This is a genomic window from Rhodococcus sp. NPDC019647, assembly GCF_044389235.1.
GTDB lineage: Bacteria > Actinomycetota > Actinomycetes > Mycobacteriales > Mycobacteriaceae > Rhodococcus_F > Rhodococcus_F oxybenzonivorans.
In genome coordinates this window covers 584,920-607,641 of the sequence record NZ_JBIRXS010000001.1, presented here as the reverse complement: position 1 = coordinate 607,641, position 22,722 = coordinate 584,920, and the positions used below count along the sequence as shown (strand labels likewise).

The window sequence follows — 22,722 nt, the reverse complement described above, 5'->3', positions numbered from 1 at the left end:
CACCCCATCGGCTCATCGGTCCCGCGCACCGGCTCCGACGGCACGACCAGCGCGAATACATCCGTGGACTCACTTCTCGATGGTGTCCTTACGAGGGTATCGCTGACGGTGATCGGTGCGGGCGATCCCGGCCGCGCACGTGTGAGCCTCCCCATTTAGTCAACTAGGTTGATCAATGTGGTTGTACGCTTTGCTCATGATCACCGAACAGGCCACCGCGCAAGTCCTGCGGGAAGCGCTGCGCCCGATCTGGCGGCAGCTCGCAACCGGCAGGACGATCTCCGTCGGCAAGATAGGTGTGCTCAGCTACCTGTCGAAGCACGGACGAACCTCCGCCTCGACACTCGCCACGGCCGAGAAGATCAGCCCCCAAGCAATTGCAACGACAGTGCGCGAACTCGAGCATCTCGGCCTGATCGTGCGCACCCCCGACGAGCAGGATCGACGCCGGATCTGGATCGAGCTCACCGATGCCGGCCGCGAGAGGCTGGCGCAGGAGCGGTCACAAGGTTTGGAGTGGCTCGAACACGCCATCGCGGAACGGCTGACCGTCGAGGAGAAGAAGACTCTCGACTCCATCGTTCCGATTCTGCGCAAGTTGGTGGACGATGCCCCAGTCGACTGAGTCCACAACGGGTCCCCGGTTACTGCCGGCCCTGGCGTATGCCGCCCTGACCACCGCGATCGTCAGTTCACTCGGCATGCTCCTGGTGCCCACGATCTCACACGACATGCACGTCGAGGTGAGTACCGGCCAATGGATGCTCACCGTCAACCTCCTGGTCGGGGCGGTCGCAACACCGATCATGGGCCGGCTGAGCGACGGCCCCCACAAAAAGCGCCTGCTCCTGTTCTCCCTGACCACGATCCTCGTCGGTTCGATCGTCGCGGCAGCGGCTCCCAACTTCACCGTCTTCCTGATCGGGCGCGCGTTGCAGGGACTCACCTACGGGATCGTTCCGGTGACGATCGCTCTGGCCCGCCGCTATCTTCCCGAGAACAAGGCCCGGCTCGGCATCTCCAGCCTGTCGGTAACGGTCACGACAGGCCTGGGACTCGGATACCCCCTGACCGGCATCCTCGCCGACCTTCTCGGGTTCCGTTTCGCCTTCTGGTTCGCGGCGCTGTTCCTGATCACCACCATCCTCGTCGTCTGGCGTGTCGTTCCCGCAGGCCCCGACGAGCGGGCACCACGCAACACACTCGACGTCCCGGGCGCACTGCTGGTCGGCACCGGACTCGCCTCCCTACTCGTCGCCGTCAGCGAAGGCTCGCGGTGGGGCTGGGACTCGCCATGGACCATCGGATTCTTCGCCGGTGCGGCCACACTGCTGACGGCGTGGTCTCTTGCCGAACTGCGCACCCCGTACCCACTGATCAACCTGCGAGTCCTGCGCAACGGGGACGTTCTGGTCGCGAACAGCACCGCGATCGGCCTCGGCGCCGCCATGTATATCGGACTCTCGATCGGCAGCCTCATCGCCCAGGCGCCCGCCTCCACCGGATACGGCATCGCGCTGCCCCTGTTCTGGGCCGGATTCGTGATGCTTCCCCTGTCGGTCGCAAGCTTCGGCGCGAACCGGCTCGTGCGCGCCCTCTCGCACCGAATACGGATGAGGACTCTGCTGCTCGTCGGCGCCGGGCTGGTGACAGCCTCGAGCGCACTTCTCTGGGTGGCCCACGACGCGTTGTGGGAAATCCTGATCGGTATGTTCGGGTTCGGACTGGGGATGGGCATGACGTACGCGGCGATGCCGGCCCTGATCGCCCGGAGTGTGGCCGACACCGAACTCGGCAGCGCCGTGAGCTTCAACCAGGTGCTGCGCACCGTCGGCGGCTCATTCGGCAGCGCCCTCGCGGGTGCGGTGCTCGCCGCGAACCTGGCACCGGACCTACTTCCTACCGAAGGCGGGATCAGGCTCGCCCTTGCCGTGGGTGCCATCGGGTGCGCCGTCGTCTTCGTCGCACTCCTCGTCAATCACGTGATGTCGCGTCCGCCGACCTCGACGTCGGAGCCGGCGGACGCGCGTGTCAGTCGGGGCTAGGCGCCTTCGATGATGGCGGCCATTCCCTGCCCGCCACCGATGCACATCGTGACGAGCGCCTTACCGCCGCCGCGCCGCCGCAGTTCATGCAGCGCGGTGGTCGTCATCCGCGCACCGGTGGCACCGATCGGGTGTCCGAGTGAGATCCCGGACCCGTTGACATTCAGTCGGTCCCGGTCCTCGAATCCCCATTCCTCGAGCACGCCGAGCACCTGGCACGCGAATGCCTCGTTCAGCTCGATCAGCGTGAAGTCGTCGAAGCTCGCACCGGTCCTGCGGAACAGCTTCGACGTGGCCGCGACCGGACCGAGGCCCATCAGTCCCGGTTCGCACCCGGCGGCGGACCAGCCGGTGAGGAAACCCAGCGGCTCGAGCCCGAGTTCGTCGAGTTGATCCTCGGCCACAACGAGCATCGACGACGCCGCATCGTTCTGCTGGCTCGCGTTGCCCGCGGTGACGACACCGTCCGGGAGCGCACTGCGCAGGCGCGCCAGCGTCTCCGGCGTGGTTTCCGGGCGGATACCCTCGTCGCGGGCCACGACGGAGACGTTGCCCTTCCGGTCGGTGATCTTGACCTCGATCACCTCGTCGTCGAACTTGCCTGCCTCCCAAGCCGCCTGGGCCTTGGCGTGGCTTTCGGCGGCGAATGCGTCCGACTCCTCGCGGCCGATTCCGCATCGTGTCGCAACGTTCTCGGCGGTCTCGATCATGCCGCTGATCTTCCCGAACCTCCATTCCGGCTGGGAGCGTTCCCGTCCGCGGTCGAGGCGGTCGTACAGGTTCAGCGATCCGGCGCGGGTCCCCCAGCGGGCCCCGGTGGTGTAGTGCTCGATGTTGCTCATCGACTCGACGCCACCGGCGAGCACCACGTCGGCGGCGCCGGTCTGCACCATCATCGACGCCGTCACGAGGGCTTGCAGGCCCGTGCCGCACCGGCGGTCGGTCTGCAATCCGGCGACGCTGATCGGCAGTCCTGCCTCGAGGGCGGCCCACCGGCCGATGCACGGGGCCTCGGAGTTGGCGTACGACTGTCCCATCACGATGTCTTCGATGAGGATCGGGTCGATCCCGGACCGCCCCACGGTCTCCTTGATCACGGTGGCGGCCAACGTCTCTGCCGGGACGCCGCGCAGTGCGCCGCCGAAACGGCCGACCGCGGTGCGGACCGGGGCGACCAGTGCTGCTCTTCGCATGTGACTTTTCCTTGTCTCAGGGAACCAGGGCCCCACAGATCACTTGTGTACGGGTTCAGAGTGCTTTCTTGGCTTCGCGGACGAGGCCGCCGCCAATGATCAGACGCTGGATCTCGCTGGTGCCCTCGTAGAGGCGAAGCAAGCGGATGTCGCGATAAATGCGTTCGACCGCAACACCTCTCATGTACCCGCTACCACCATGGACCTGCACCGCGAGATCGGCGACTTTGCCGGCCATTTCCGTGCAGTACAATTTCGCCACGGACGGGGCGAGACGACGGTCCTCACCGCTGACGTACTTCTGTGCCGCCTCCCGCACCAGCGCGCGGCCCGCGGACACACCCACTTGCTGGTCGGCGAGCATGGCCTGCACCAGCTGGAAGTCGCCGATTGGAGTACCTCCCTGCTTCGTCACCGCCGCGAACGACACGGACTCGTCGAGCGCGCGCTGTGCACTGCCGACGGCGAGGGCCGCGATGTGCACCCGGCCCCGGGCAAGGGAGGTCATAGCGGCCCGGTAGCCGGCCTCTTCACTGCCCCCGACCAGGGCGGATTCGGGGACGGTGACGTCGTCGAACGCAACCTCTGCGGTCCAGGCGCCCTCCTGGCCCATCTTCTTGTCTTTCGGACCGACCACGACACCGGCGGTGTCGGCCGGAACGAGGAACACCGCGATCCCGGTGCCGGTCTCGTCGGCGGGACGGGTGCGGGCAAACACGACGAACAGGTCGGCCAACGGTGCGTTGGTGATGAACCGCTTGGTTCCGTTGATCGTCCACGTGCCGTCTTTCAGTACGGCGCGGGTGGTCAGGCCCGCCGGGTTCGACCCTGCCTCCGCCTCGGTCAGCGCGAACGACGCGACCACCTCACCCGACGCGATCCGTTCGAGCCATTCCGACTTCTGCTCGTCGGTACCGAAGTTCACCAGCACCTGACCGGCGATCCCGTTATTGGTGCCGAACATCGACCGCAACGCCAGGCTCGTGTACCCGAACTCCATCGCCAGTTCCACGTCCTGCGTGAGGTCGAGCCCGAGCCCGCCCCACTGCTGCGGAATGGCGTACCCGAACAGACCCATCTCCGCCGCCTTACGGCGAACGTCGTCGGGGATCACATCTTTGTCGGCGATTTCGCTTTCTCTCGGAATTACTTCCTTCTGAATGAATGTTCTCGTCTGCGCGAGAATGTCCTTGAAGTCTTCGTCACTTACTTCGCGTTCAGCCATGAAGGTGAATATCCAGCAAGCCCGGGCCTGGTGTCAAGTACGGGCCGCGCGCGTAAACGCGCAGTACAGAGGCCCTTCCGACTCATAGGAAGGGGTTAACTCTCGGTTTCCTCGAGGGTCTTTGACCGCAGCGGATAAGAGCGCTTGAATATGTGACAAGCTCCGGGCGAAATACTCGTCTCAGAGGATTCGCGAACGAAACTTTTTATCTTCTGAGACGAGACTCGATATTCCTGGACAGCTTCCGGATCCACGGCGGCGGCGGCTACTCCGAGTTGGGTCGCCTCATACGAGAGGCACCGTTTTTTTCTCATCGGTGAGGGCACCAACCCCGTACACCTACGAACTTAGGGAAACACATGACACTCCTCGAGGGGCGGGTCGCCGTCGTCACCGGCGCGGCTCAGGGCATCGGTTTCGAGATGGCCCGCAAGTTTGCGAGCGAGGGTGCCTCGGTCGTTCTCGGCGACATGCACGCCGACAACGTCAAGGCCGCCGCCGGAAAGCTGGAGGCCGACGGCTTCCAGGCTGTCGCCGTCGCCTGCGACGTGACCGATCCGGATCAAATGCAGAACCTCGGGAAAAAGGCCCTCGACGCGTTCGGCGGAATGGACGTCTGGGTCAACAATGCCGGCATCACCCGCGACGCGACGCTGCGCAAGATGTCGCTGGCCGATTTCCGCGCGGTCATCGACGTGCACCTGCAGGGCGCGTGGCTGGGCACCCAGATCGCGTCGATCGCAATGCGAGAGGCCGGCAAGGGGTCGATCGTCAACATCTCGTCGATCTCGGGCAAGGTCGGCCTGGTCGGGCAGACCAACTACAGCGCCGCGAAGGCCGGCATGGTGGGTCTGACCAAGGCGGCCGCGAAGGAGCTCGCCCACCTCGGAGTCCGGGTCAACGCAATCCAGCCCGGCGTGGTGAACACCGACATGATCCGCGCCCTGCGGGCCGACATCCTCGAGGCGAAGCTGAAGGAGGTTCCGATGGGACGCGGCGCCGAGCCCGAGGAGATCGCGAACGTCGCGCTGTTCCTGGCCTCCGATCTGTCCAGCTACATGACGGGCACCGTCCTCGAAGTCACCGGCGGACGCCACATCTGACAACCAGCCGATCAGTCGCCACTGAGGCAGTACTCTGCACGGGTGGAGTCGCGACACGTCGAATACTTCCTCGCCACCGTCGACAACGACGGCTTTGCGCTCGCGGCCGAAGCCCTGGGCGTCACCAAGCCGTCGTTGTCGAAGGGACTGCGCAACCTCGAACGTGACCTCGGTGCCGAATTGTTCCACCGGGTGGGCCGCGGTCTCGTGCTCAGCGCGGCGGGGAAGGCGTTCGTCGGTCCAGCCCGGCAGATTGTGCGAGACCTGGTGGCCGCCGAGAGCTCGTTCGTCGACGTCTCGGGACTGCCGCGCGGGCGACTCGACATCTGCGCCTCGGCACACGTTGCCGAAGGCCCTGTCACCAAGCTGATCGGATCATTCCGCACACAGTATCCCGGTGTGGTCGTCCGGCTCGCAGACCTGCGACCGGTCGACGTCATCGGGTCACTGATCCGGGACGGGCATTGCGAAATAGCCTTCAGTCATCTCCCTTTTGCCGCACCAGGGTTGACAACACGGGCACTCGGATTCCACGAATACTGGCTGGTGGTCCCCCCGAACGCCGAAATCCACTGGCGGGAACCGTTCCCCCTCGACGACCTTCCCAAGATCCCGGTGGTGGGGCTGCCCAAGGAATCGTCGGCGCGCACCGTGATCGAGACGGCGTTGCAGGCCGCAGGGAGCCGGACGATCATGTCGGCCGTCGTCGAGCAGCGAGAAGCCGTCGGCGCGTTCGTCGTCCAAGGAATAGGCATGTCGTTCATCGAACGCACCAATGCGGAACGGGCCGCAGTCGGCGGAGCTCAAATCTGCCCCGTCGACCCGCCGATCACCGCCCCATACGGGGTCATCTACGACGAAGCACGGCTGTCTCCGGCAGGACGCGCATTCCTCGGCACGCTCGCGCCCTGAACCTCGTCGAGCGCGGCGATGAACGCCGCCGCAGCGGGAGGAAGCGGATCGGGTCGATGGACGAGACCGATGGTGCGCACCTGCCGCGGTGCGAGGGAGCGAACCACGACCCCCGGCAGTTCCTGCTCGGCGACGCGCCGCGGCAGCAGGGTCGCCCCCGCGCCCTGGACAACCAACTCCCACATCGACTGACGATGCGCACACTCGACTGCAACGTTATGCACCGGCAGTCGTGGACGCGACCCGATCTCCACGATCATCGGAATATCGGCAAGCAGGTCGACCGGCACCGGATCGGGTAGTTCGATCGCCAGATCCGCGTGCAGCGCGAGGACGATCTCCTGCTCCCCCACCACCCGGAACCTGAGCCCCTGGTCGTCGACGAGCAGTTCAGTCAACCCGAGGTCACACTCACCCGACCGGACCGCGCGGCCCACGCCGTCGGGCACGTCCGCCGACACCGTGGACAGGAGCACCCGTGGGAACAGTCGATGAAACCGACCGACGAGACGCGGGAGCGGATCGGCGGCAAGAGAATTGAGAACAGCCATAGTCAGCGTGCCGGACTGCACGTCGGTAACGTCCTGCACGACCGCCCGCGCCCGCTCGACATCGGCAAGGACCTGCCGCGCCGCAGCCGCGAACGACGTGCCCGCCGGAGTGATCCGCAGCTTCCGTCCTCCACGGTCGAACAACTCGACGCCCAGATCCCGTTCGAGAGTGCGGATCGCCTGCGACAGCGACGGCTGCGCGATGAACAGCGCCCGCGCGGCCTCGGTGATACTGCCGTGATCGGCCACGGCGACGAGGTACTCGGCGTCCCGGATATCCACCGGTCGAGTCTAGCGGCCGTGCAGTTCGCGAAGGTTACGCAGTTCGACGAGGCTGCCACGGCCGTCAGTCGTGTCTCGCGCGACGCCGAGCGAGCCCGGCCACGCATGATAAACAAAAGCGTCGCCCACGTTTTATATATTCTGTACTATGCACTCGGGCCGGTGGCGCGATCGGTCACACAACCACTCGGAGGTAGCAGATGACATCGACTACCGGTGTTCAGGCATTGAAAGAACTCATCGAGCCGGAACGTCTGCTGATCGACGGTTCCTGGGTGCCCTCGGTCGAGGGTGCGTCGTTCCCGGCGATCGATCCCGGTACCGGAGAGCAGGTGGCCCGGGTTGCCGAGGGTTCCGAGGCTGACGTCGACTCCGCGGTGGCCGCCGCCCGCCGCTCATTCGATGACGCCCGGTGGCTACGGTTGTCGGGCCTGCAACGGTCGGTGATTCTGTGGCGCATCGCCGAGACCCTGGAGAACCGGACCGACGAACTCGCCGCACTGGAGAGCCTGGACGCGGGCATGCCCGTCTCGCAGGCACGCCTGATGGTCGGCGAGGCGATCAATCAGTTCCGGTACTTCGCCGGGTGGGCCGACAAGGTCGAGGGCAAGAGCGTCGAAATCGGCCCCGCCGATATGCGTTTTCAGGGATACACCCGCAAGGAAGCGGTCGGGGTGGCGGCGCTGATCGTGCCGTGGAACGCGCCCATCGTCGCGATCGCACAGAAACTGGCCCCCGCGCTCGCCGCGGGGTGCTCGTGCGTGCTCAAACCGTCGGAGGAGGCGTCACTCACCGCGTTAGCTGTGGGCCGACTGGTCCTCGACGCGGGCCTGCCGCCCGGCGTCGTCAACGTCGTCACCGGATTCGGGCCCCGGGTCGGCGCTCCCCTCGCCGCGCACCCCGGCGTCGACAAGGTGAGTTTCACCGGGTCGACCCAGGTCGGCAGGCAGATCGTGCAGGCCGCCGCGGGCAACCTCAAGAAGGTCTCGCTCGAACTCGGCGGCAAGTCGGCGATGATCGTGCTGCCGGATGCGGATCTCGATACCGTGATCCCCGGCGTCGGGATCGGGATCTTCTGGAACTCCGGCCAGATCTGCACGTCCGGCTCCCGGCTGTTCGTCCACCGCGACATCGCCGACGAGGTGGCCGACGGGGTCGCCGAATTCAGCCGAAAACTGAAGGTCGGTTACGGCGCCGACCCGGACGCCGATCTGGGCCCCCTCATCTCGCAGCGCCACCTCGACCGGGTGAACGGATACGTCGAGAGCGGGATCGCGGCCGGCGCCCGGGTTGTGCGCGGCGGCAGGCGAATCGGCGACAAAGGCTACTTCTACGAGCCGACCGTGGTGGTCGACGCCGACCCCTCGATGGCGATGATCCGCGAGGAGATCTTCGGCCCGGTGCTCGGCGTCATGACATTCACCGACATCGACGCGGCGGTCGCCGCCGCCAACGACACCGAGTACGGCCTCGCCGGCAGCGTCTGGACGCGGGACGTCGCCCGCGCCCACTCGATCGCTCATCGGCTGCGGGCGAGCCGGATCGGCATCAACGTCCACCGCGCGGGCGGTGTGCAGATGCCTGTCGGCGGTTACAAGCAGTCCGGCTGGGGCCGTGAGAACGGTGCCGAGGCGCTCGCCGAGTACCTCGAGACGAAGTCCGTGGTCACCCGTCTCTCCGACTGACCCCAGAACATTCCATTCACCAACCCCAAGGAGAAGCATGAAAACTCGCGGTGCCGTCATCCGTCATGTCCCCGGCGAACTCGAGGTGATCGACCTCGAGGTGGAGGATCCCCGCGAGGACGAAGTCCAGGTCAAGCTCGTCGCGAGCGGCATGTGCCACTCCGACGACCACCACGTCACCGGGGACATTCCGGTCGGCATGTATCCGTTCGCCCTCGGCCACGAAGGCGCAGGCATCGTCACGAAGGCCGCCCCCAACTACAAGGGCATCGAGGTCGGCGACCACGTCGTCTTCTCCGCGATTCCGTCGTGCGGCCACTGCCGCTGGTGTTCGAGCAACCTGCAGAGTCTGTGCAATCTCGCCGCCGGCATCCTCGCCGGACCGCGCTGGACCGACGGCACGTTCCGGGTGCACACCACCGATGGGACGCCGGTCGGTCAGATGTGCGGCATCTCGACCTTCCTCGAAACCACCACGGTCTCCATCAACTCGGTGGTCAAGATCGACAAGGACATCCCCCTCGACAAGGCCTGCCTCGTCGGATGCGGGGTGAGCACCGGCTGGGGATCGGCCGTGAACCTCGGCAACGTCGAACCCGGGCACACCGTCATCGTCATGGGCATCGGCGGACTCGGCTCCGCCGCACTGCAGGGCGCCCGGCACGCCGGCGCCTCGCACGTCATCGCCGTCGACCCCGTCGCCTTCAAACGGGACAGCGCAAAGACGTTCGGCGGGACCCACGCCGTAGCGACCATCGAGGAGGCGGCTGAACTCGCCAAACAGTCCACCGACGGGCAGGGCGCGGATGCCCTCGTCATCACCGTCGGCGTGCTGGAGCCCGAACACGTAGCCCAGGCACTGGCCGCGGTCCGGAAGGCCGGCACCGTCGTCGTCACCGCCGTCGGCGAGCACTCCCGAGTTGGTCTACCCATCCCGATCGCCGACCTGACGCTGTCCCAGAAGCGGCTGCAGGGATGCGTCTTCGGCTCCACCAACGGCACCTGGGACGTCAACCGGCTGCTGAACATGTACAAGGCCGGTCAGCTCAACCTCGACGACATGATCACCCGCACCTACCGCCTCGACGACATCAACCAGGGATACCGGGACCTGAAAGACGGCAAGAACATCCGCGGCGTCATCCTGTTCGACTGAGCGGACGAGCACTCGAGAGCGAGGGACCGCCCGGGAAGATCCCGGGCGGTCCTTCGCTTACTCCGGAGCGACCAGCGTTCGGGGTTTCACGTTCGACGCCCCGGTCTCGACCGCACGGGTGACGCGCATGAGGGCCGCCGCCACCACCGCCGCCAGCACGAGAGGCACAATGACCGCGAGGTACATCGTGCGGGGCGTCATCACGCTGAGCGCGTAACCCGCGACGATCGGCGACAGAATGGCTCCGCCGCGCGCGACGCCCATCATCGCGCCGTATCCCTTGGCGCGCGCGAGCACGGGGTAGACCGCCGTCGAGGTCGAGGTGTACCCGGACATGGCGGCGTAGGTGCCGCCGCCGAGCAACCCCGCCATTGCCAGTGCGAACGGGCCCTGGAGCGTAACCGCGAAACCCGCAATGGCCACGGCGGACACGACGGAGGTGACGAGCGCGATCCGCGCCCCGGGGAACCGCAGTCCGAAGGCGCCGAACAAGCATCCCCCGACAACCGCACCGAAGCTGATCATGATGCCGGCGAGAGCGCCGCTGCCCGCGTCACCACTGGCGTCCTTGATGAGCTGCGGTGTCCAGGCACTCACGAAGTAGTAGCCAGCCGTGAGCATCGAATACCCGAACGCGAGGAGCACTGTGCGAGATCGCAGCTCCCTGCCGAGCAGACGGGCCGCACCCCCAGGCGTGGCAACCACCGGATCGGTCTGCCCCTTCGCCCCCTTCCGCGCAAGAAAGTCCTCCGATTCGCGGAGGAACGCGGCGGTCACCACGAACGACAGGACTCCCAGCGCCGATCCGATCCAGAACATGCCCTGCCATGCTCCACCCGCCACCGACAGGAGTCCCGCACCGGCGAAGCCGGCGAGCATTGTGCCGAGCGGGTACCCGATCATCACAAGCCCGAGCGCCACACTTCGCCGATTGGGCGGGACGGCCTCCTGGCACAGGACGATGATGACGACGCTGATGGTCCCGATCGCGATGCCCGTGACGAACCGGGTCACGAGGAGCGTCTCGAAACCGGTCGAGAGCGCCGACGCCGCCAGTCCCACCGTGTTCGCGGCCAGGCCGGCCAACAGGACGCGGCGTCGGCCGATGACATCCGCGAAGCGGGCGAGGCCGATCGCACCCACCGCCATACCGGCGAGCGCCGCGCTGATCAGATAGCCCTTCTGCGGATTGGTAGCAAACCCTTCCGGTAGGTGCGGCATCGCAAAACCCATCACGAGGACGTCATAGCCGTCCAGCATGTTCAGGAACATGCAGAAGAACACGGTCGCAAGCTGATACGGGCGCAAACCCGCCTTCGCCGTCCCATCCTTGATACTGGTCATCAGGTCCCTCTCACTCGACTCGTCGACGTGTCCGCGCGCATGACCGATAGGAACGGCCGACCCCCGTGGCGCATGCGATCTGGATCACAGTGGCAACAATATATGATGCTCTTTGGATTATGTCTACGGATCCAAGGACCTGGCCGCGGTTCGAACATCGGCTCGGGGAAAGGTGTCGCCAAAGGCGCGAAGTCTGCGACAGCGGCTGCCAGGTCAGCCTTGCCGGGCGCCGCGGCCACCGGGCGGGCGCGAATGGTACATTATGTCGAGTCTCTGGATCCGGGAAGGTGCGACCGACGATGGCTGTGAATGACAGATCAAGGCGACAGCAACTTCCAGAGGAAGTTGCCACATACGTACGCGAGATGATCATTTCCGGCGAGGTGCGTGCAGGCGATTTCCTCCGCATCGAGCGGATCGCCGAAGCGGTGGGAGTCAGCACGACGCCCGTGCGAGAGGGGCTCCTTGCGCTCCGGAGCGAAGGATTCGTCGAGATGGTTCCCCGGCGCGGCTTCGTCGTCGCTCCGTTCACGAAGCAAGACGTGCGCGACCTCTTCTGGGCTCAGGCGCAACTGGCCGGCGAACTGGCCGCCCGGGCCGCGAAGAACATCACACCCCAGCAGATCGCCGAACTCGAGGGCATCCTTCAGCAGCACCAGGAGGCCATAGCCCAGGGCGACACGGAACGAATCGCCTCCCTCGGCCACGCGTTCCACCGCAAGATCAACCTGACCGCGGACTCTCCGCGCCTTGCGCGCCTCCTGGGCTCCGTCGTCACGAACCTTCCCAACCGCTTCTACGCCACCATCGAAGGCCACATCACCACCACGCAGGAGGAGCACCCCGTCCTCCTCGAGGCCCTGCGCAAGCACGCGGCCAAGAGAGCGAAAACTCTCATGGAATCGCACATCCTGGACGGCGCAGATCACCTGATCGACGAACTGGAGCAGCGCGGGCTGTGGGATGCCGACGACGAGGCGAACGTAGGCTGATTCGCGGCCTGCCGCGCCCGTTCCTCTGAGCGCCGTGAGCGCTGCACCAGGGCCGCCGAAACAACCGTCCGGCTCGACTCCACCGGATACTATTTGGCGCCGAGGAGGGATCATCATGGTCGGCGAAGCGCGCAGGACACACCGTGACGTCTCCCCGCTCGAGCTCTTCTTCGATCTGGTCTTCGTGCTTGCGATCGGTCAGCTCACGCACCATCTCGTCGAGCACCTGACCTGGCGCGGCGCCGCCCAGACTCTGGTGGCGCTCGTCGCGGTGTGCGGCGTCTGGGCATTCACCACCTTCGAGGTCACCCTGCTCGACATCGAGCACACCGGCACTAGGGCCGTCACGATCACGGTGATGGGTCTCGGCTTGTTCATGAACGCCGGCATCGGACACGCATTCGACGACAGTCCATGGCTCTTCGTGATGCCCATGCTGCTGGCCCTGGTCGGCCCCGCCGTCTACGCGGCTGCCACCGCCCCGACGTCCCGCTTGCGCAGGCACTTCGTGCATGTGCTGATCTGGTTCGCCGTCTCGGCGCCGTTCTGGGTGGCCGGTGCCGCACTAGACCCGAAATGGCGTCTCTGGTGCTGGGCGGTAGCCGCGCTCATCGATCTCATCGGCACCTGGTTTGCACACCCCGTGCCGAGCGGCACGACGCGAACACAGCAACTTCCATTCGACGCCGAGCACATGCTCGAGCGCATGCGACTGTTCCTCATCATCCTGCTCGGCGAGACCGTACTGACTCTGGGACGTGTGATCGCAGCTCATCACTCCGACGCACTCACACTCGTACTTGCCGCGGGTTGCTTTGTCGCCCTCGTCTGCCTGTGGGCGGCATACTTCGGTCGTGCCGAACGGTTGGTGGAAAGCCACATCGCCGTCACCGAGAATCCGATTCGATCCGTGCACATCGGGATCAACGTCATCTACGGCGTCGTCACCGGCCTCGTCATGTTCGCGGCAGGTAGCGAGTTGGTGCTCGCCCACATTGGTGACGCCCGAGCCGGTGTGGGCGGTGTGCTGATGCTCGCGGGTCCGGCGATCTACCTACTCTCACACGCAATCTACTTCCGCATCACCACCGGAACCGGTTGGGTCGCGCGCACGGTCGGTGCCGGCCTTCTCGGAATGGCGGCGATCGCAGCGTATTTTCTCCCGGCTTATGTCGTCGTCATCATGCTGGTCGTGATCCTGCTTGTGCTGGCCATTCACTTGAACAAAGACACGAACAAAGTGCTGTTATCGAGGCCTCTGCTCCCCTGATTGCTTCGTGTTTCGAAGGGACATGCGTCGAAGCCCCGCATCCGAAAGGATGCGGGGCTTCACCAGTCGGCTGCCGCCGGGACCCGTCAGGCGTATGCCGCGATGGCTTCCGCCTGCTCGATGATGCCCTCGGCGGTCTTCACGTGGGCGATGTCGATGTGCTGGCCCTCGAAGTCGACGGCCGCGCTACCGGCGGCCTCGGCGACCTTGAATGCCTCGATCATGCGGCGGTAGAAGTCGACCTGGTCGGGGGACGGCGTGAACACGTCGTTGGCGATGGCGATGTGCGAGGGATGAATGCACACCATGCCGCGGTATCCGAGCTGCTTGTTGTCCAGGCAGAACTTCCGGGCACCGTCGAGGTCCTTGATGTCCTGCCACACGCCAGCGACGGGGTGGTGCAGGCCGGCCGCGCGGGCTGCGAGGACGATGCGGCTCCGCAGGTACAGCGTCTCCAAGCCGGCCGGGGTGAATTCGAAGCCCAGCTCGCGGCCCACGTCCGCGCTCGGTCCGGTGGCGCCCAGCAGGCTGCGGATGCGCGGGGTGGCGGCGGCCATCTCCTCACAGTGCGCCATCGAGACCGCCGTCTCGTAGCTCACGATGAGGCCCACGCTGCCGGCATCGAGGCCTTCCCGTGCTTCGATGTGTGACACCACCGCATCGATACGCACCAGTTCCTCGGCGTCGAAAACCTTGGGCAGGAACAACCCGGCCAGTCCCGGCCGGATCACGGCCTCGAGGTCCTTGCCCTGGATCCCGGACACGGACGCGTTGGGCCGCACCCACAGGTCGGCGCGAACACCGTCGGCATGCAGACGGCCGATGGTGTCGGCGACGACCAGACGCGCATCGTCCTTGTCTGCGGCGGGCACCGAGTCCTCCAGGTCGAGGATCAGGGCGTCGGCGCCGGAGGCCAGGCCCTTGTCGGCCCAGCTCGGCTTGTGGCCCGGCACGAACAGCATGGAACGGTACGGCTTCATGAACTCTCCTAGGTGATGTGCGAATTCGGAAAGAATTAGGACTCGTCGGCGAAAATGATGCCGCGCTCGAGTAGCGCGTCGATCTCCTCAGGGGAGAGCACCTCGCTCGCCACGGCACGGGTGTCGGAACCGACCTTGGGCGCGCGGTCACCGCGGTCCGGTCGCTCGCCGTCGAAGGTCCACGGCGGGCGGATCAGAGGCAGACCGTCGGGCTGCCACTCGACCAGCTTCAAATGCTCGACCTGCTCGTGCTCCAAGTAGCCGGTCATCGACAGGACGGGCGCGAACGGCACGTCGGCCTCGGCGAGGACCTTCTCCCAGTAGTCTTTCGACTGCTTGGCGAACTCCGCCTCGACGATCGGCACGAGCTCGAAGTAGTTCGATTCCCGCGGGCGGTACTCGGCGAACCGCGGGTCCTCGGTCAGGTCCATGCGGTCCATGGCGCGGCACAGCGCGTGCCAGAACTTCTGCGACGACGACAGGTGAACAGCGAGGTACTCGCCGGTCGATGTGGGGACGCAGAAGTTCTGTGCCTGGGGGTGCCTGCTTGTGCGGGCCGGGTTCTTGCCGAGTTCGAAGGATTGGGTGATGCCGTCGACGGTGAGCGCGCTGACCGCCTCCATGATCGACGTCTCCATCCGCTGCGGCTTGCCGGTCTTCAGCCGCCCGACCAGGGCCGCGAGGACGCCGGTGGCGGTGCTCAGGCCCGTGACGAGGTCTGCGCTCAAGCCACCGGCCAGTTGAGGGTGGTCGCCGTCGCTGAACAGCGAGTACAGACCGCCGAACGCGTGGCCGATAGTGTCGTAGGCGGGGCGGTTGGCCAGCGGGCCACCGGCACCGAACCCGGTGACGGAGCCGTAGACGATGTCGGGACGGAGCGCGCGGCAGTCCTCGGGACCCAGTCCCATCGCCGCCACCTTGCCCGGGCGCAAGTTCTCGAGTACCACGTCGAAGTGCGGTATGAGCGCCTTGACCAAGGCGACGCCCTCTGCCGACTTCAGGTCGACCGACAGACTGCGTTTCCCGGTGTTGTACTGCCGGAAGTATGGGCTGCCGTCATTCTGGTGCCGCCGGAAGTCCTCGCCCACTACCGGGCGCTCGACCTTGACCACCTCGGCGCCGAGCGCGCACAGCATCGACGTCCCGAACGGGAGCGCAATATACCCCCCGATCTCGAGTATCCGAATACCCTCGAGTGGCTTGTGCTGCATGTTGCCTCACCTTCGTGTCAGTTCAAATATTATATATAGTCACTACGGAGGTCAAGCCTTAACCGGACCAGCTCCGAGATATCGCGGACCTACGCCACGCGAGACGGCACTGGCGTTTCATCGATTGTCGGAACATAATATACTTTACATGGTGCAGCTCACATATCGAGCTGAAGACCGTCGTCCAGGCTGGACAGATGACTCCCACCCAAGATGCGGGCACGTCTATGACGAAGCGAATGCGAAGGAGCGGCACAATGAGTGCGCAGACTGAACTGTGGCAGGGGCAGTACGACAAACTGTTCATCGGCGGACTGTGGGTGCAGCCGGCATCCGAACGCACCTTCGAGGTGATTTCCCCCGCCACCGAACAGCTCGTCGCGCGGATCCCGGAGTGCGTCGAGGCCGACATCGATGCTGCCGTCACCGCAGCCCGCAAGGCGTTCGACAAGGGCCCCTGGCCTCGGATGTCGCTCGACGAGCGCATCGGGGTTCTGCGGAAGCTCAGCGCGGAACTCGCAGCGCGTGAGGGCGAGGCGGCCGCGCTCGTCAGCGCGGAGATGGGGTGCCCGATCACCCTGTCCACGAAGATGCAGTCCATCGGCCCCCGGATGCTTCTCGACGCCTTCCTGGACATCGCGCCCACCTATCCGTGGAGCGACACCCGCACGTCCGCATCCGGCAACGCGCTGGTGACCCGCGAGCCGGTCGGCGTCGTCGCCGCCGTCGTACCGTGGAACGCTCCGCTGCTCATTACCATGATCAAGCTTGCCCCGGCGCTGCTCGCGGGCTGCACCATGGTCGTCAAGCCCTCCCCCGAGACACCCCTCGACGCGTATCTACTCGGTGACATGCTCGACAAGATCGGTCTGCCCGAGGGTGTCGTGAACATCGTCCCTGCCCAGCGCGAGGTCAGCGAGTACCTAGTGCGCCACCCCGGAATCGACAAGGTGTCGTTCACCGGATCCACGGCTGCGGGCCGTCGCATCGCCTCACTCTGCGGCCAGGACCTGCGCCGCGTGACCCTCGAACTGGGCGGCAAGTCCGCTGCCATCCTGCTCCACGACGCCGACCTCGACGCCGCCGTCGCCGCGATCCGCGCCGTGTCACTGCGCAACAGCGGCCAGGTGTGCAGCAACAAGACCCGCATCGTGGTGGCACGCTCGCGGCGCGATGAGCTCCACGACCGTCTTCTGGACCTGATCGGCTCGATGCCGGTCGGCGACCCGTTCGACCCGGCCACCGAGATTGGACCGATGGTCAGCGACCGTCACCGCAGCCGGGTCGAGGGCTATATCGCCGATGCGAAGACGTCCGGCGCCTCCCTGCTGGTGGGCGGCGGCCGCCCCGAAGGCCTCGACCACGGCTGGTACGTCGAGCCCACGATCTTCGCCGATGTCGACCCCTTCGCGAAGATCGCGCAGGAGGAGATCTTCGGCCCGGTTCTCACCTTGCACACGTTCGACACCGAGGCCGAGGCCATCGAGATCGCCAACAACTCGGAGTACGGCCTCAACGGCTCGGTGTTCACCGCCGATCCCGAGCACGCACTGTCGGTGGCCCGCCACATCCGCACCGGCACAGTCGAGGTCAACGGCAGCCCGGTGGGCTTCACCGCCCCGATCGGTGGTTTCAAGAACAGCGGCATCGGCCGCGAGGCCGGCCTCGAGGGCTTCGACGCCTACGTCGAACTCAAGTCATACGGCATCTCGGCCGGGCTGCTCGGTTCGGTTTCCTGACCCCCACACTGCAAAGGACACACACATGGGCACCCTCCCTCCCGTCGAAGAAGCCGTCGCCCGGCTCGTCACCGACCTGACCTTCGACACCATCCCCGCCGACGCACTCGCCGGCGCACGCCGCCTCATACAGGACCAGCTCGCCCTTCAGGTCGCCAGCGCCTCACTGCCCTGGAGCCGGGCGGTGCTGGAGTTGACGCGCGCTGCGCACGCCCCCGGCAAGGCCCATGTCGCCGCCAGCGGTGACCAGTTGAGCGCCGCCGACGCCGCCTTCGTCAACGCCACCTACGGCCACGGCTTCGAATACGACGACGCCCACCGGGCCAGCTCGTCGCACCCTGGCAGCTGCGTCGTCTCCGCCGCACTCGCCGTCGGCGAAGAACTCGGCGCCACCATGCGCGAGGTCATCACCGGCATCGTCGCCGGCTACGAGGTGTACACCCGTGTCGGCAACCTTGCCGCACCCGAACTCCTCGAACGCGGCTTCCACCCCCACGGGCTGCTGTCGAACTTCGGCGCGGCGGCCGTCGTCGCCAAGATGCGCGGCTTCGACGCCGAGACCACCGTCCACGCCCTGGCCATCGCGCTCAGCCACGCCTCCGGCACCACCGAGTACACCTCCTCCGGCGGCTCGATCAAACGCGTCCACTCCGGCATCGGCACCCGCAACGGCATCCGCGCAGCCGAGATGGCCGCCGCAGGCATCACCGGTCCGACGACCTTCCTCACCGGCGGCAAGGGCTTCTACCGCACCTTCGTCGGCCGCCCCGTCGCCGACGACGCCGCCACCACGTTCGGCCTCGACAAGACCTTCGAGATCACCCGAATCTGGATCAAACCGTACTGCTGCTGCGGCATCAATCACGCCTACATCGACGGCGCCCGCCACCTCGCTGCCCGCGTCGCCGACATCGACTCGGTACTCCTCGGCATCCAGACCGGCGGCGACGTGGTCATCGGCAACAAGAACGCCAACGCCTACGCGCCCAAGATTCTCGAGCATCTGCAATACAGCCTGCCGTTCCAATTCGCCCTCTCCACGCTCGGCAAGGGCAACGGCTTCTCCACCCACCACGCCTACCTGGACGGGCGACTCGACATCGGCGTCGGCAGCGACGTCGCTGCCCTGGCACAGAAGGTCAAGATCGAGGTCACGCCCGAACTGGACAAGGCGTACCCCGGCCGCTGGGTCGGCGATATCACCGTCACCTACACCGACGGCACCACCGAAAACCTGTTCATCGACAACCCCACCGGCACCGCCGAGAACCCGATGTCCCAAGACGACCTCGACGCGAAGTTCCGCGACGTCATCTCGGGGTCACTGGGCACCGAACGCGGCGACACCCTGCTCCGCGCCATCCAGAGCGGCGACCCCGACCAGCCCGCATCCGACTTCGCAGCTCTGCTGAAGGTCTGATTTCCTCCGGCCGCCGGCCCCACCGGGCCGGCGGCCGACGACGAGAAAGAGAGCTGATGCGCGCCCAGACCACAGCCCGGCCGATCCCCGTCGAGTTCACTGGATCCGGTGGGGTCCGCCTTGTCGGTGATCGGTGGGAGACCGACGATCGGCTGACCGATTCGACAGGGGGCATAGTTCTTCTCCTCCACGGCGGCGGCCAGACCAGGCACTCATGGGATCGCACGGCGGCGCGGTTGGCCGAGCACGGCTGGTGCGCACTCACTCTCGATGCGCGCGGGCACGGCGACAGCGAGTGGGCCGCCGAGTACTCGGCCGAGCTTTTCGCGGCCGACCTCGAGGCGGTACTCGCCGAACTCGGCGGCCGTGTCGTCGTCGTGGGCGCCTCGCTGGGTGGCAGAACGGGTATCGTCGTCGCGGGCGAACGCGCACGTTCCCTCGCCGGGTTGGTGCTGGTCGACATCACGCATCGGATCGACCGCACCGGCCAGCGGAGAGTCCGCGCCTTCCTGGGCGCGGCGCCCAACGGGTTCGCCTCGCTCGACGATGCGTCCGCGGCCATCGACGCCTTTCGCGGTACGCCCTCCCGCAGTCGCCGCAACGACGGGTTACGAAAGAATCTGCGTCTCAGGGAAGACGGTCGCTGGTACTGGCACTGGGATCCGGCGTTCGTCGGCTACGCGGACAATCGCGGCAATTCCGACGAACGGCAACTTGCCGACCTGGCCACTCGAATTACGGTTCCCACCCTGATAGTTCACGGGACGCGATCGGAGATCGTCTCGCGGGCGGCGGTCGACGAGATGCTCGCCCTGGTGCCGAACTCCGAGGCCGTCGAGGTGGACGCGGGGCACATGATCACCGGCGACGACAACGAGGCGTTCGCCCAGCACCTCGACAGTTTCCTCGAACGGGCGCTCCCGCCGCGCTGAGGCCGCAGACCCCGGCCCATCGCCGCGATGAGGCCGCAGGCCCGGCCCATCGCCGCAGTCGACGATGGGCCGGATGTCACTCCGTACCCGCGACCATCACGGCGACCATCGTCACTGGCTTGGCTGTGCGGTTGCTTTCGTTGTCGTGGTGGAAATGTCGCCAGGCGGACGACGAGCCCACTGGCCGGCGGCGCGAGTTCGACCTCGGATTCGAGGGTGTCGTCGTCGGTGAAGACGGCCGGGAGCGCATCGACCCTCCACACGTCGTTCACGGAGAAGGCAGGCAGTGCAACCCGAGTGCCAGTGGTCTCGTCCACGACGATCATCGACTTGCCGTCGGCATCGACACCGGCGATCACGCGCCGGGTGGCATGTATGCAGCGGACTGTGCAGATTATTGGACACTTTCACCCCGGCTTCCCGGCCTACATTCAGCGTGGCGAACCCGCCGAATCGAGGAACCACGGAGGTTGCATTGACGACTCGGAATCCATCGGCGCCCGAACGAAAGTGGTCGACCCGGAGGGTGCTGCGAGCGCGAGTACGTAGGACCATCATGGCGATCGGCGTTGCCGCAGGCGTATCCGTCGGTACCGTCATCTCTCCCTATGCAGGCGCAGCTCTGGCTGATGATGCGGCGGGCCCGAGCTACCTTCTGGTCGGAGGCACAGGCTCGTCGAACATCGGGGTGTTGCGCGAATCCGGCGGTCGGCTGATTCCCGTGGGGCAACCCGTGCCCACCGATACCGGCACGCTGTCGATCACGGTCACGCCGAATGGCCGATTCGCCTATGTCGCGCATACCGTTTCGGGAACGCTTCAGGGATTCCGCGTCGGCGACGACGGCACACTCGAGCGCCTCGAGGGCGCCCACCTCGCCCCCGGCCGGCCGATCGTGGGTGCGGTCGTCAGCCCGGACGGGAAGTGGCTCTTCGCCACCGTCGGCTCGGTGACCAACGACGTGCAGACGTATGCCATCGCACCGTCCGGCGCTCTGACACACGTCGATTCGGTGACGATCCCCGGTGCGACGAGCGGCCTGTCCATTCCGGTGGTGTCGCCGGACGGCCGATTCCTGTTCGCGCCGAGCTTCATCGGAGCGACGATGGACTCCTACGCGATCGGATTCGACGGCAGGTTGACGCCGACCGGGTCGCAGGTGCCGACCGGTAATCGTCCGGCGCTGCCGTCGGTCACGCCCAACGGCAAGTTCCTGTACATCACCAACGAGGGAACCGATGACGTCTCCGGCTACCGCATCGCGCCCGACGGTGCACTGAACCCGATCGGACGCTTCCCGACGAAGGCGATTCCTCACGGTATGGCCATCACACCGGACGGCAGGTATCTCTACCTTCCCCAGACCGGCGGTCAGAGCGTGAACGGATTCGAGATTCGAGACGACGGCGCCCTGGTTCCGGTGCCCGGCGCCGAGGCACCCAGCGCACCGGGACACCTCCCCGGCCGCGTCGTGCTGAGTCCGGATGCTCAGCGGCTCTATGTCATCGACACGCTGACGACGACCGGCACCGCAAAGGTGTTCACCTACCGGGTGAAGCCGAATGGAGGACTCGAGGCCACCGCCGAACCACCGGTGGATACGGGTGTGACGTTCTCCGACGGCGCCACCGGAGTGTTCGCTTCTCTCGGTCCTGCGTGAACCACCCACCCATCCCGCACTACTGAATGAATTCTGGAAAGGACATCGACATGGGACTACTGGACGGCAAGGTCGTCTTCATCACGGGCGCCGCACGAGGGCAGGGTCGAGCGCACGCGGTGACCGCAGCAAAGGAAGGAGCCGATGTCATCGTCACCGACATCTGCTCACCCGTCGACGGGATTCGATACGCGCTGGCGAGTAAGGAAGACCTCGACAAGACACAGGCTCTCGTCGAGAAGGAAGGCCGACGGGCTGTCACTGCCGTCGCCGACGTTCGTGATCAGGCATCGCTCGACGCGGCGGTCGCTCTCGGGCTCGACGCATTCGGCCGGCTCGACGCGGTCATCGCCAATGCCGGTCTGTGGGATCTGGGGCCCAAGTCCTGGGAGATCACCGAACAGATGTGGACGACGGTCACCGATGTGGTGCTCGGCGGTACCTTCCGGACGATCAAGGCCACCGCCCCACATCTCGTCGAGCAGCGTGGCGGTGCCATCGTATGTATTGCGTCGGTAGGTGGGCTGGAGGCAACGGCCGGATACACCCACTACATCACGGCCAAGCACGGCGTTCTCGGCCTGATGAAGAACACTGCGCTGGAGATCGCGGAGTACAACGTGCGGTGCAACGCGGTCTGCCCCGGCGCGGTGGACGCGAAGATTTGGGACAATCCGATGGGCCACCAACTGTTCGTCGCACCCGGCGAGACGGCCAACCGCGATGTGGCGATAGCCGCCACGTACGGTTATGCGCCGCTGGCCGGCCGGCCCGCGCTCCCGCCGAACGCCACCAGCAATGCCGCATGCTGGCTGCTGTCCGACTACGCCGAGCACATCACCGGAGTCGCCCTACCTGTCGACGCCGGTCATCTCCTGCTGCCCGGCGTGAACTTCGCACCGCAAACCGAGGGCCCGGAAGCCGATCGCTACCGTTCACCGGCCCAGTCGCCCGACGATCTGTGACGGCCTGACGACACCGGTCCCGACCGCTGCACGCGGTCGGGGCCGGTGTCCGTGCGC

Annotated in this window: 19 protein-coding genes; 13 read left to right on the top strand and 6 right to left on the bottom strand. The window is 66.2% G+C overall.

The window, feature by feature from the left end:
* The first annotated feature begins 196 nt into the window (after positions 1–196).
* Entirely contained in the window at positions 197–625 is a 429-nt protein-coding gene (locus ACH49N_RS02980; RefSeq protein ID WP_358270164.1) for a MarR family transcriptional regulator, read from the top strand.
* A complete protein-coding gene (locus ACH49N_RS02975) occupies positions 609–2,045 on the top strand; it encodes an MFS transporter (RefSeq protein WP_358270166.1) in 1,437 nt (478 codons plus the stop codon). Before ACH49N_RS02980 ends, ACH49N_RS02975 begins: the two co-directional genes overlap by 17 nt.
* Here the strand turns inward: ACH49N_RS02975 and ACH49N_RS02970 are convergent.
* Positions 2,042–3,238, bottom strand: a complete 1,197-nt coding sequence (locus ACH49N_RS02970; RefSeq protein WP_358270168.1) for an acetyl-CoA C-acetyltransferase — start codon at positions 3,236–3,238, stop codon at positions 2,042–2,044. The two genes, ACH49N_RS02975 and ACH49N_RS02970, sit on opposite strands and share 4 nt — an antisense overlap.
* 55 nt (positions 3,239–3,293) lie before the next feature.
* Positions 3,294–4,463, bottom strand: a complete 1,170-nt coding sequence (locus ACH49N_RS02965) for an acyl-CoA dehydrogenase family protein (RefSeq protein WP_358270170.1) — start codon at positions 4,461–4,463, stop codon at positions 3,294–3,296.
* A 359-nt stretch (positions 4,464–4,822) separates the two neighbouring features.
* On the opposite strand from ACH49N_RS02965, the gene fabG reads away from it, so the two are divergent.
* Positions 4,823–5,566 carry a 3-oxoacyl-ACP reductase FabG gene (fabG, locus tag ACH49N_RS02960; RefSeq protein WP_109330393.1) on the top strand — a complete coding sequence of 248 codons (744 nt, stop codon included), beginning with the start codon at positions 4,823–4,825 and terminating at the stop codon, positions 5,564–5,566.
* Between the two features lie 42 nt (positions 5,567–5,608).
* Entirely contained in the window at positions 5,609–6,478 is an 870-nt protein-coding gene (locus ACH49N_RS02955) for a LysR family transcriptional regulator (RefSeq protein WP_358270172.1), read from the top strand.
* On the opposite strand, the gene ACH49N_RS02950 is transcribed toward ACH49N_RS02955, so the two are convergent.
* Positions 6,418–7,311, bottom strand: a complete 894-nt coding sequence (locus tag ACH49N_RS02950; RefSeq protein WP_358270174.1) for a LysR family transcriptional regulator — start codon at positions 7,309–7,311, stop codon at positions 6,418–6,420. The genes ACH49N_RS02955 and ACH49N_RS02950 overlap by 61 nt on opposite strands.
* A 200-nt stretch (positions 7,312–7,511) precedes the next feature.
* Here ACH49N_RS02950 and ACH49N_RS02945 point away from each other — a divergent pair, with 200 nt between their 5' ends.
* Both ACH49N_RS02945 and ACH49N_RS02940 read left to right on the top strand, forming a co-directional pair.
* A complete protein-coding gene (locus tag ACH49N_RS02945) occupies positions 7,512–8,996 on the top strand; it encodes an aldehyde dehydrogenase family protein (protein WP_358270176.1) in 1,485 nt (494 codons plus the stop codon).
* A gap of 37 nt (positions 8,997–9,033) precedes the next feature.
* The gene (locus tag ACH49N_RS02940; protein WP_358270178.1) at positions 9,034–10,152 is read left to right on the top strand and encodes an NDMA-dependent alcohol dehydrogenase; all 1,119 of its coding nucleotides are present in this window, start codon (positions 9,034–9,036) and stop codon (positions 10,150–10,152) included.
* Between the two features lie 57 nt (positions 10,153–10,209).
* Here the strand turns inward: ACH49N_RS02940 and ACH49N_RS02935 are convergent, their stop codons facing one another.
* The gene (locus ACH49N_RS02935) at positions 10,210–11,496 is read right to left on the bottom strand and encodes an MFS transporter (RefSeq protein ID WP_358270179.1); all 1,287 of its coding nucleotides are present in this window, start codon (positions 11,494–11,496) and stop codon (positions 10,210–10,212) included.
* A gap of 299 nt (positions 11,497–11,795) precedes the next feature.
* Between ACH49N_RS02935 and ACH49N_RS02930 the strand changes: the two genes are divergently transcribed.
* Positions 11,796–12,488 carry a GntR family transcriptional regulator gene (locus ACH49N_RS02930; RefSeq protein WP_358270181.1) on the top strand — a complete coding sequence of 231 codons (693 nt, stop codon included), beginning with the start codon at positions 11,796–11,798 and terminating at the stop codon, positions 12,486–12,488.
* A 115-nt stretch (positions 12,489–12,603) separates the two neighbouring features.
* Positions 12,604–13,758 carry a low temperature requirement protein A gene (locus ACH49N_RS02925; protein WP_358270183.1) on the top strand — a complete coding sequence of 385 codons (1,155 nt, stop codon included), beginning with the start codon at positions 12,604–12,606 and terminating at the stop codon, positions 13,756–13,758.
* An 86-nt stretch (positions 13,759–13,844) separates the two neighbouring features.
* Here ACH49N_RS02925 and ACH49N_RS02920 read toward each other — a convergent pair whose 3' ends face one another.
* Both ACH49N_RS02920 and ACH49N_RS02915 read right to left on the bottom strand, forming a co-directional pair.
* Entirely contained in the window at positions 13,845–14,738 is an 894-nt protein-coding gene (locus tag ACH49N_RS02920; protein WP_358270185.1) for a CoA ester lyase, read from the bottom strand.
* Positions 14,739–14,773: 35 nt separating this feature from the next.
* Positions 14,774–15,949, bottom strand: coding sequence for a CaiB/BaiF CoA-transferase family protein (locus ACH49N_RS02915; protein ID WP_358270187.1), 1,176 nt, complete (start codon positions 15,947–15,949; stop codon positions 14,774–14,776).
* 257 nt (positions 15,950–16,206) lie between these two features.
* Between ACH49N_RS02915 and ACH49N_RS02910 the strand changes: the two genes are divergently transcribed.
* From ACH49N_RS02910 to ACH49N_RS02890, 5 genes are all read left to right on the top strand, one after another.
* Positions 16,207–17,688, top strand: coding sequence for an aldehyde dehydrogenase (locus ACH49N_RS02910; RefSeq protein WP_358270188.1), 1,482 nt, complete (start codon positions 16,207–16,209; stop codon positions 17,686–17,688).
* A 25-nt stretch (positions 17,689–17,713) separates the two neighbouring features.
* On the top strand, positions 17,714–19,108 hold the full coding sequence (locus ACH49N_RS02905) for an MmgE/PrpD family protein (protein ID WP_358270190.1): 1,395 nt from the start codon (positions 17,714–17,716) through the stop codon (positions 19,106–19,108).
* 56 nt (positions 19,109–19,164) lie between these two features.
* Entirely contained in the window at positions 19,165–20,040 is an 876-nt protein-coding gene (locus ACH49N_RS02900) for an alpha/beta hydrolase (protein ID WP_358270192.1), read from the top strand.
* 556 nt (positions 20,041–20,596) lie between these two features.
* Complete coding sequence (locus ACH49N_RS02895; protein ID WP_358270194.1) at positions 20,597–21,700, top strand: beta-propeller fold lactonase family protein; 1,104 nt, start codon at positions 20,597–20,599, stop codon at positions 21,698–21,700.
* Between the two features lie 50 nt (positions 21,701–21,750).
* The gene (locus ACH49N_RS02890; RefSeq protein ID WP_358270196.1) at positions 21,751–22,665 is read left to right on the top strand and encodes a mycofactocin-coupled SDR family oxidoreductase; all 915 of its coding nucleotides are present in this window, start codon (positions 21,751–21,753) and stop codon (positions 22,663–22,665) included.
* The last annotated feature ends 57 nt before the right edge of the window (positions 22,666–22,722 follow it).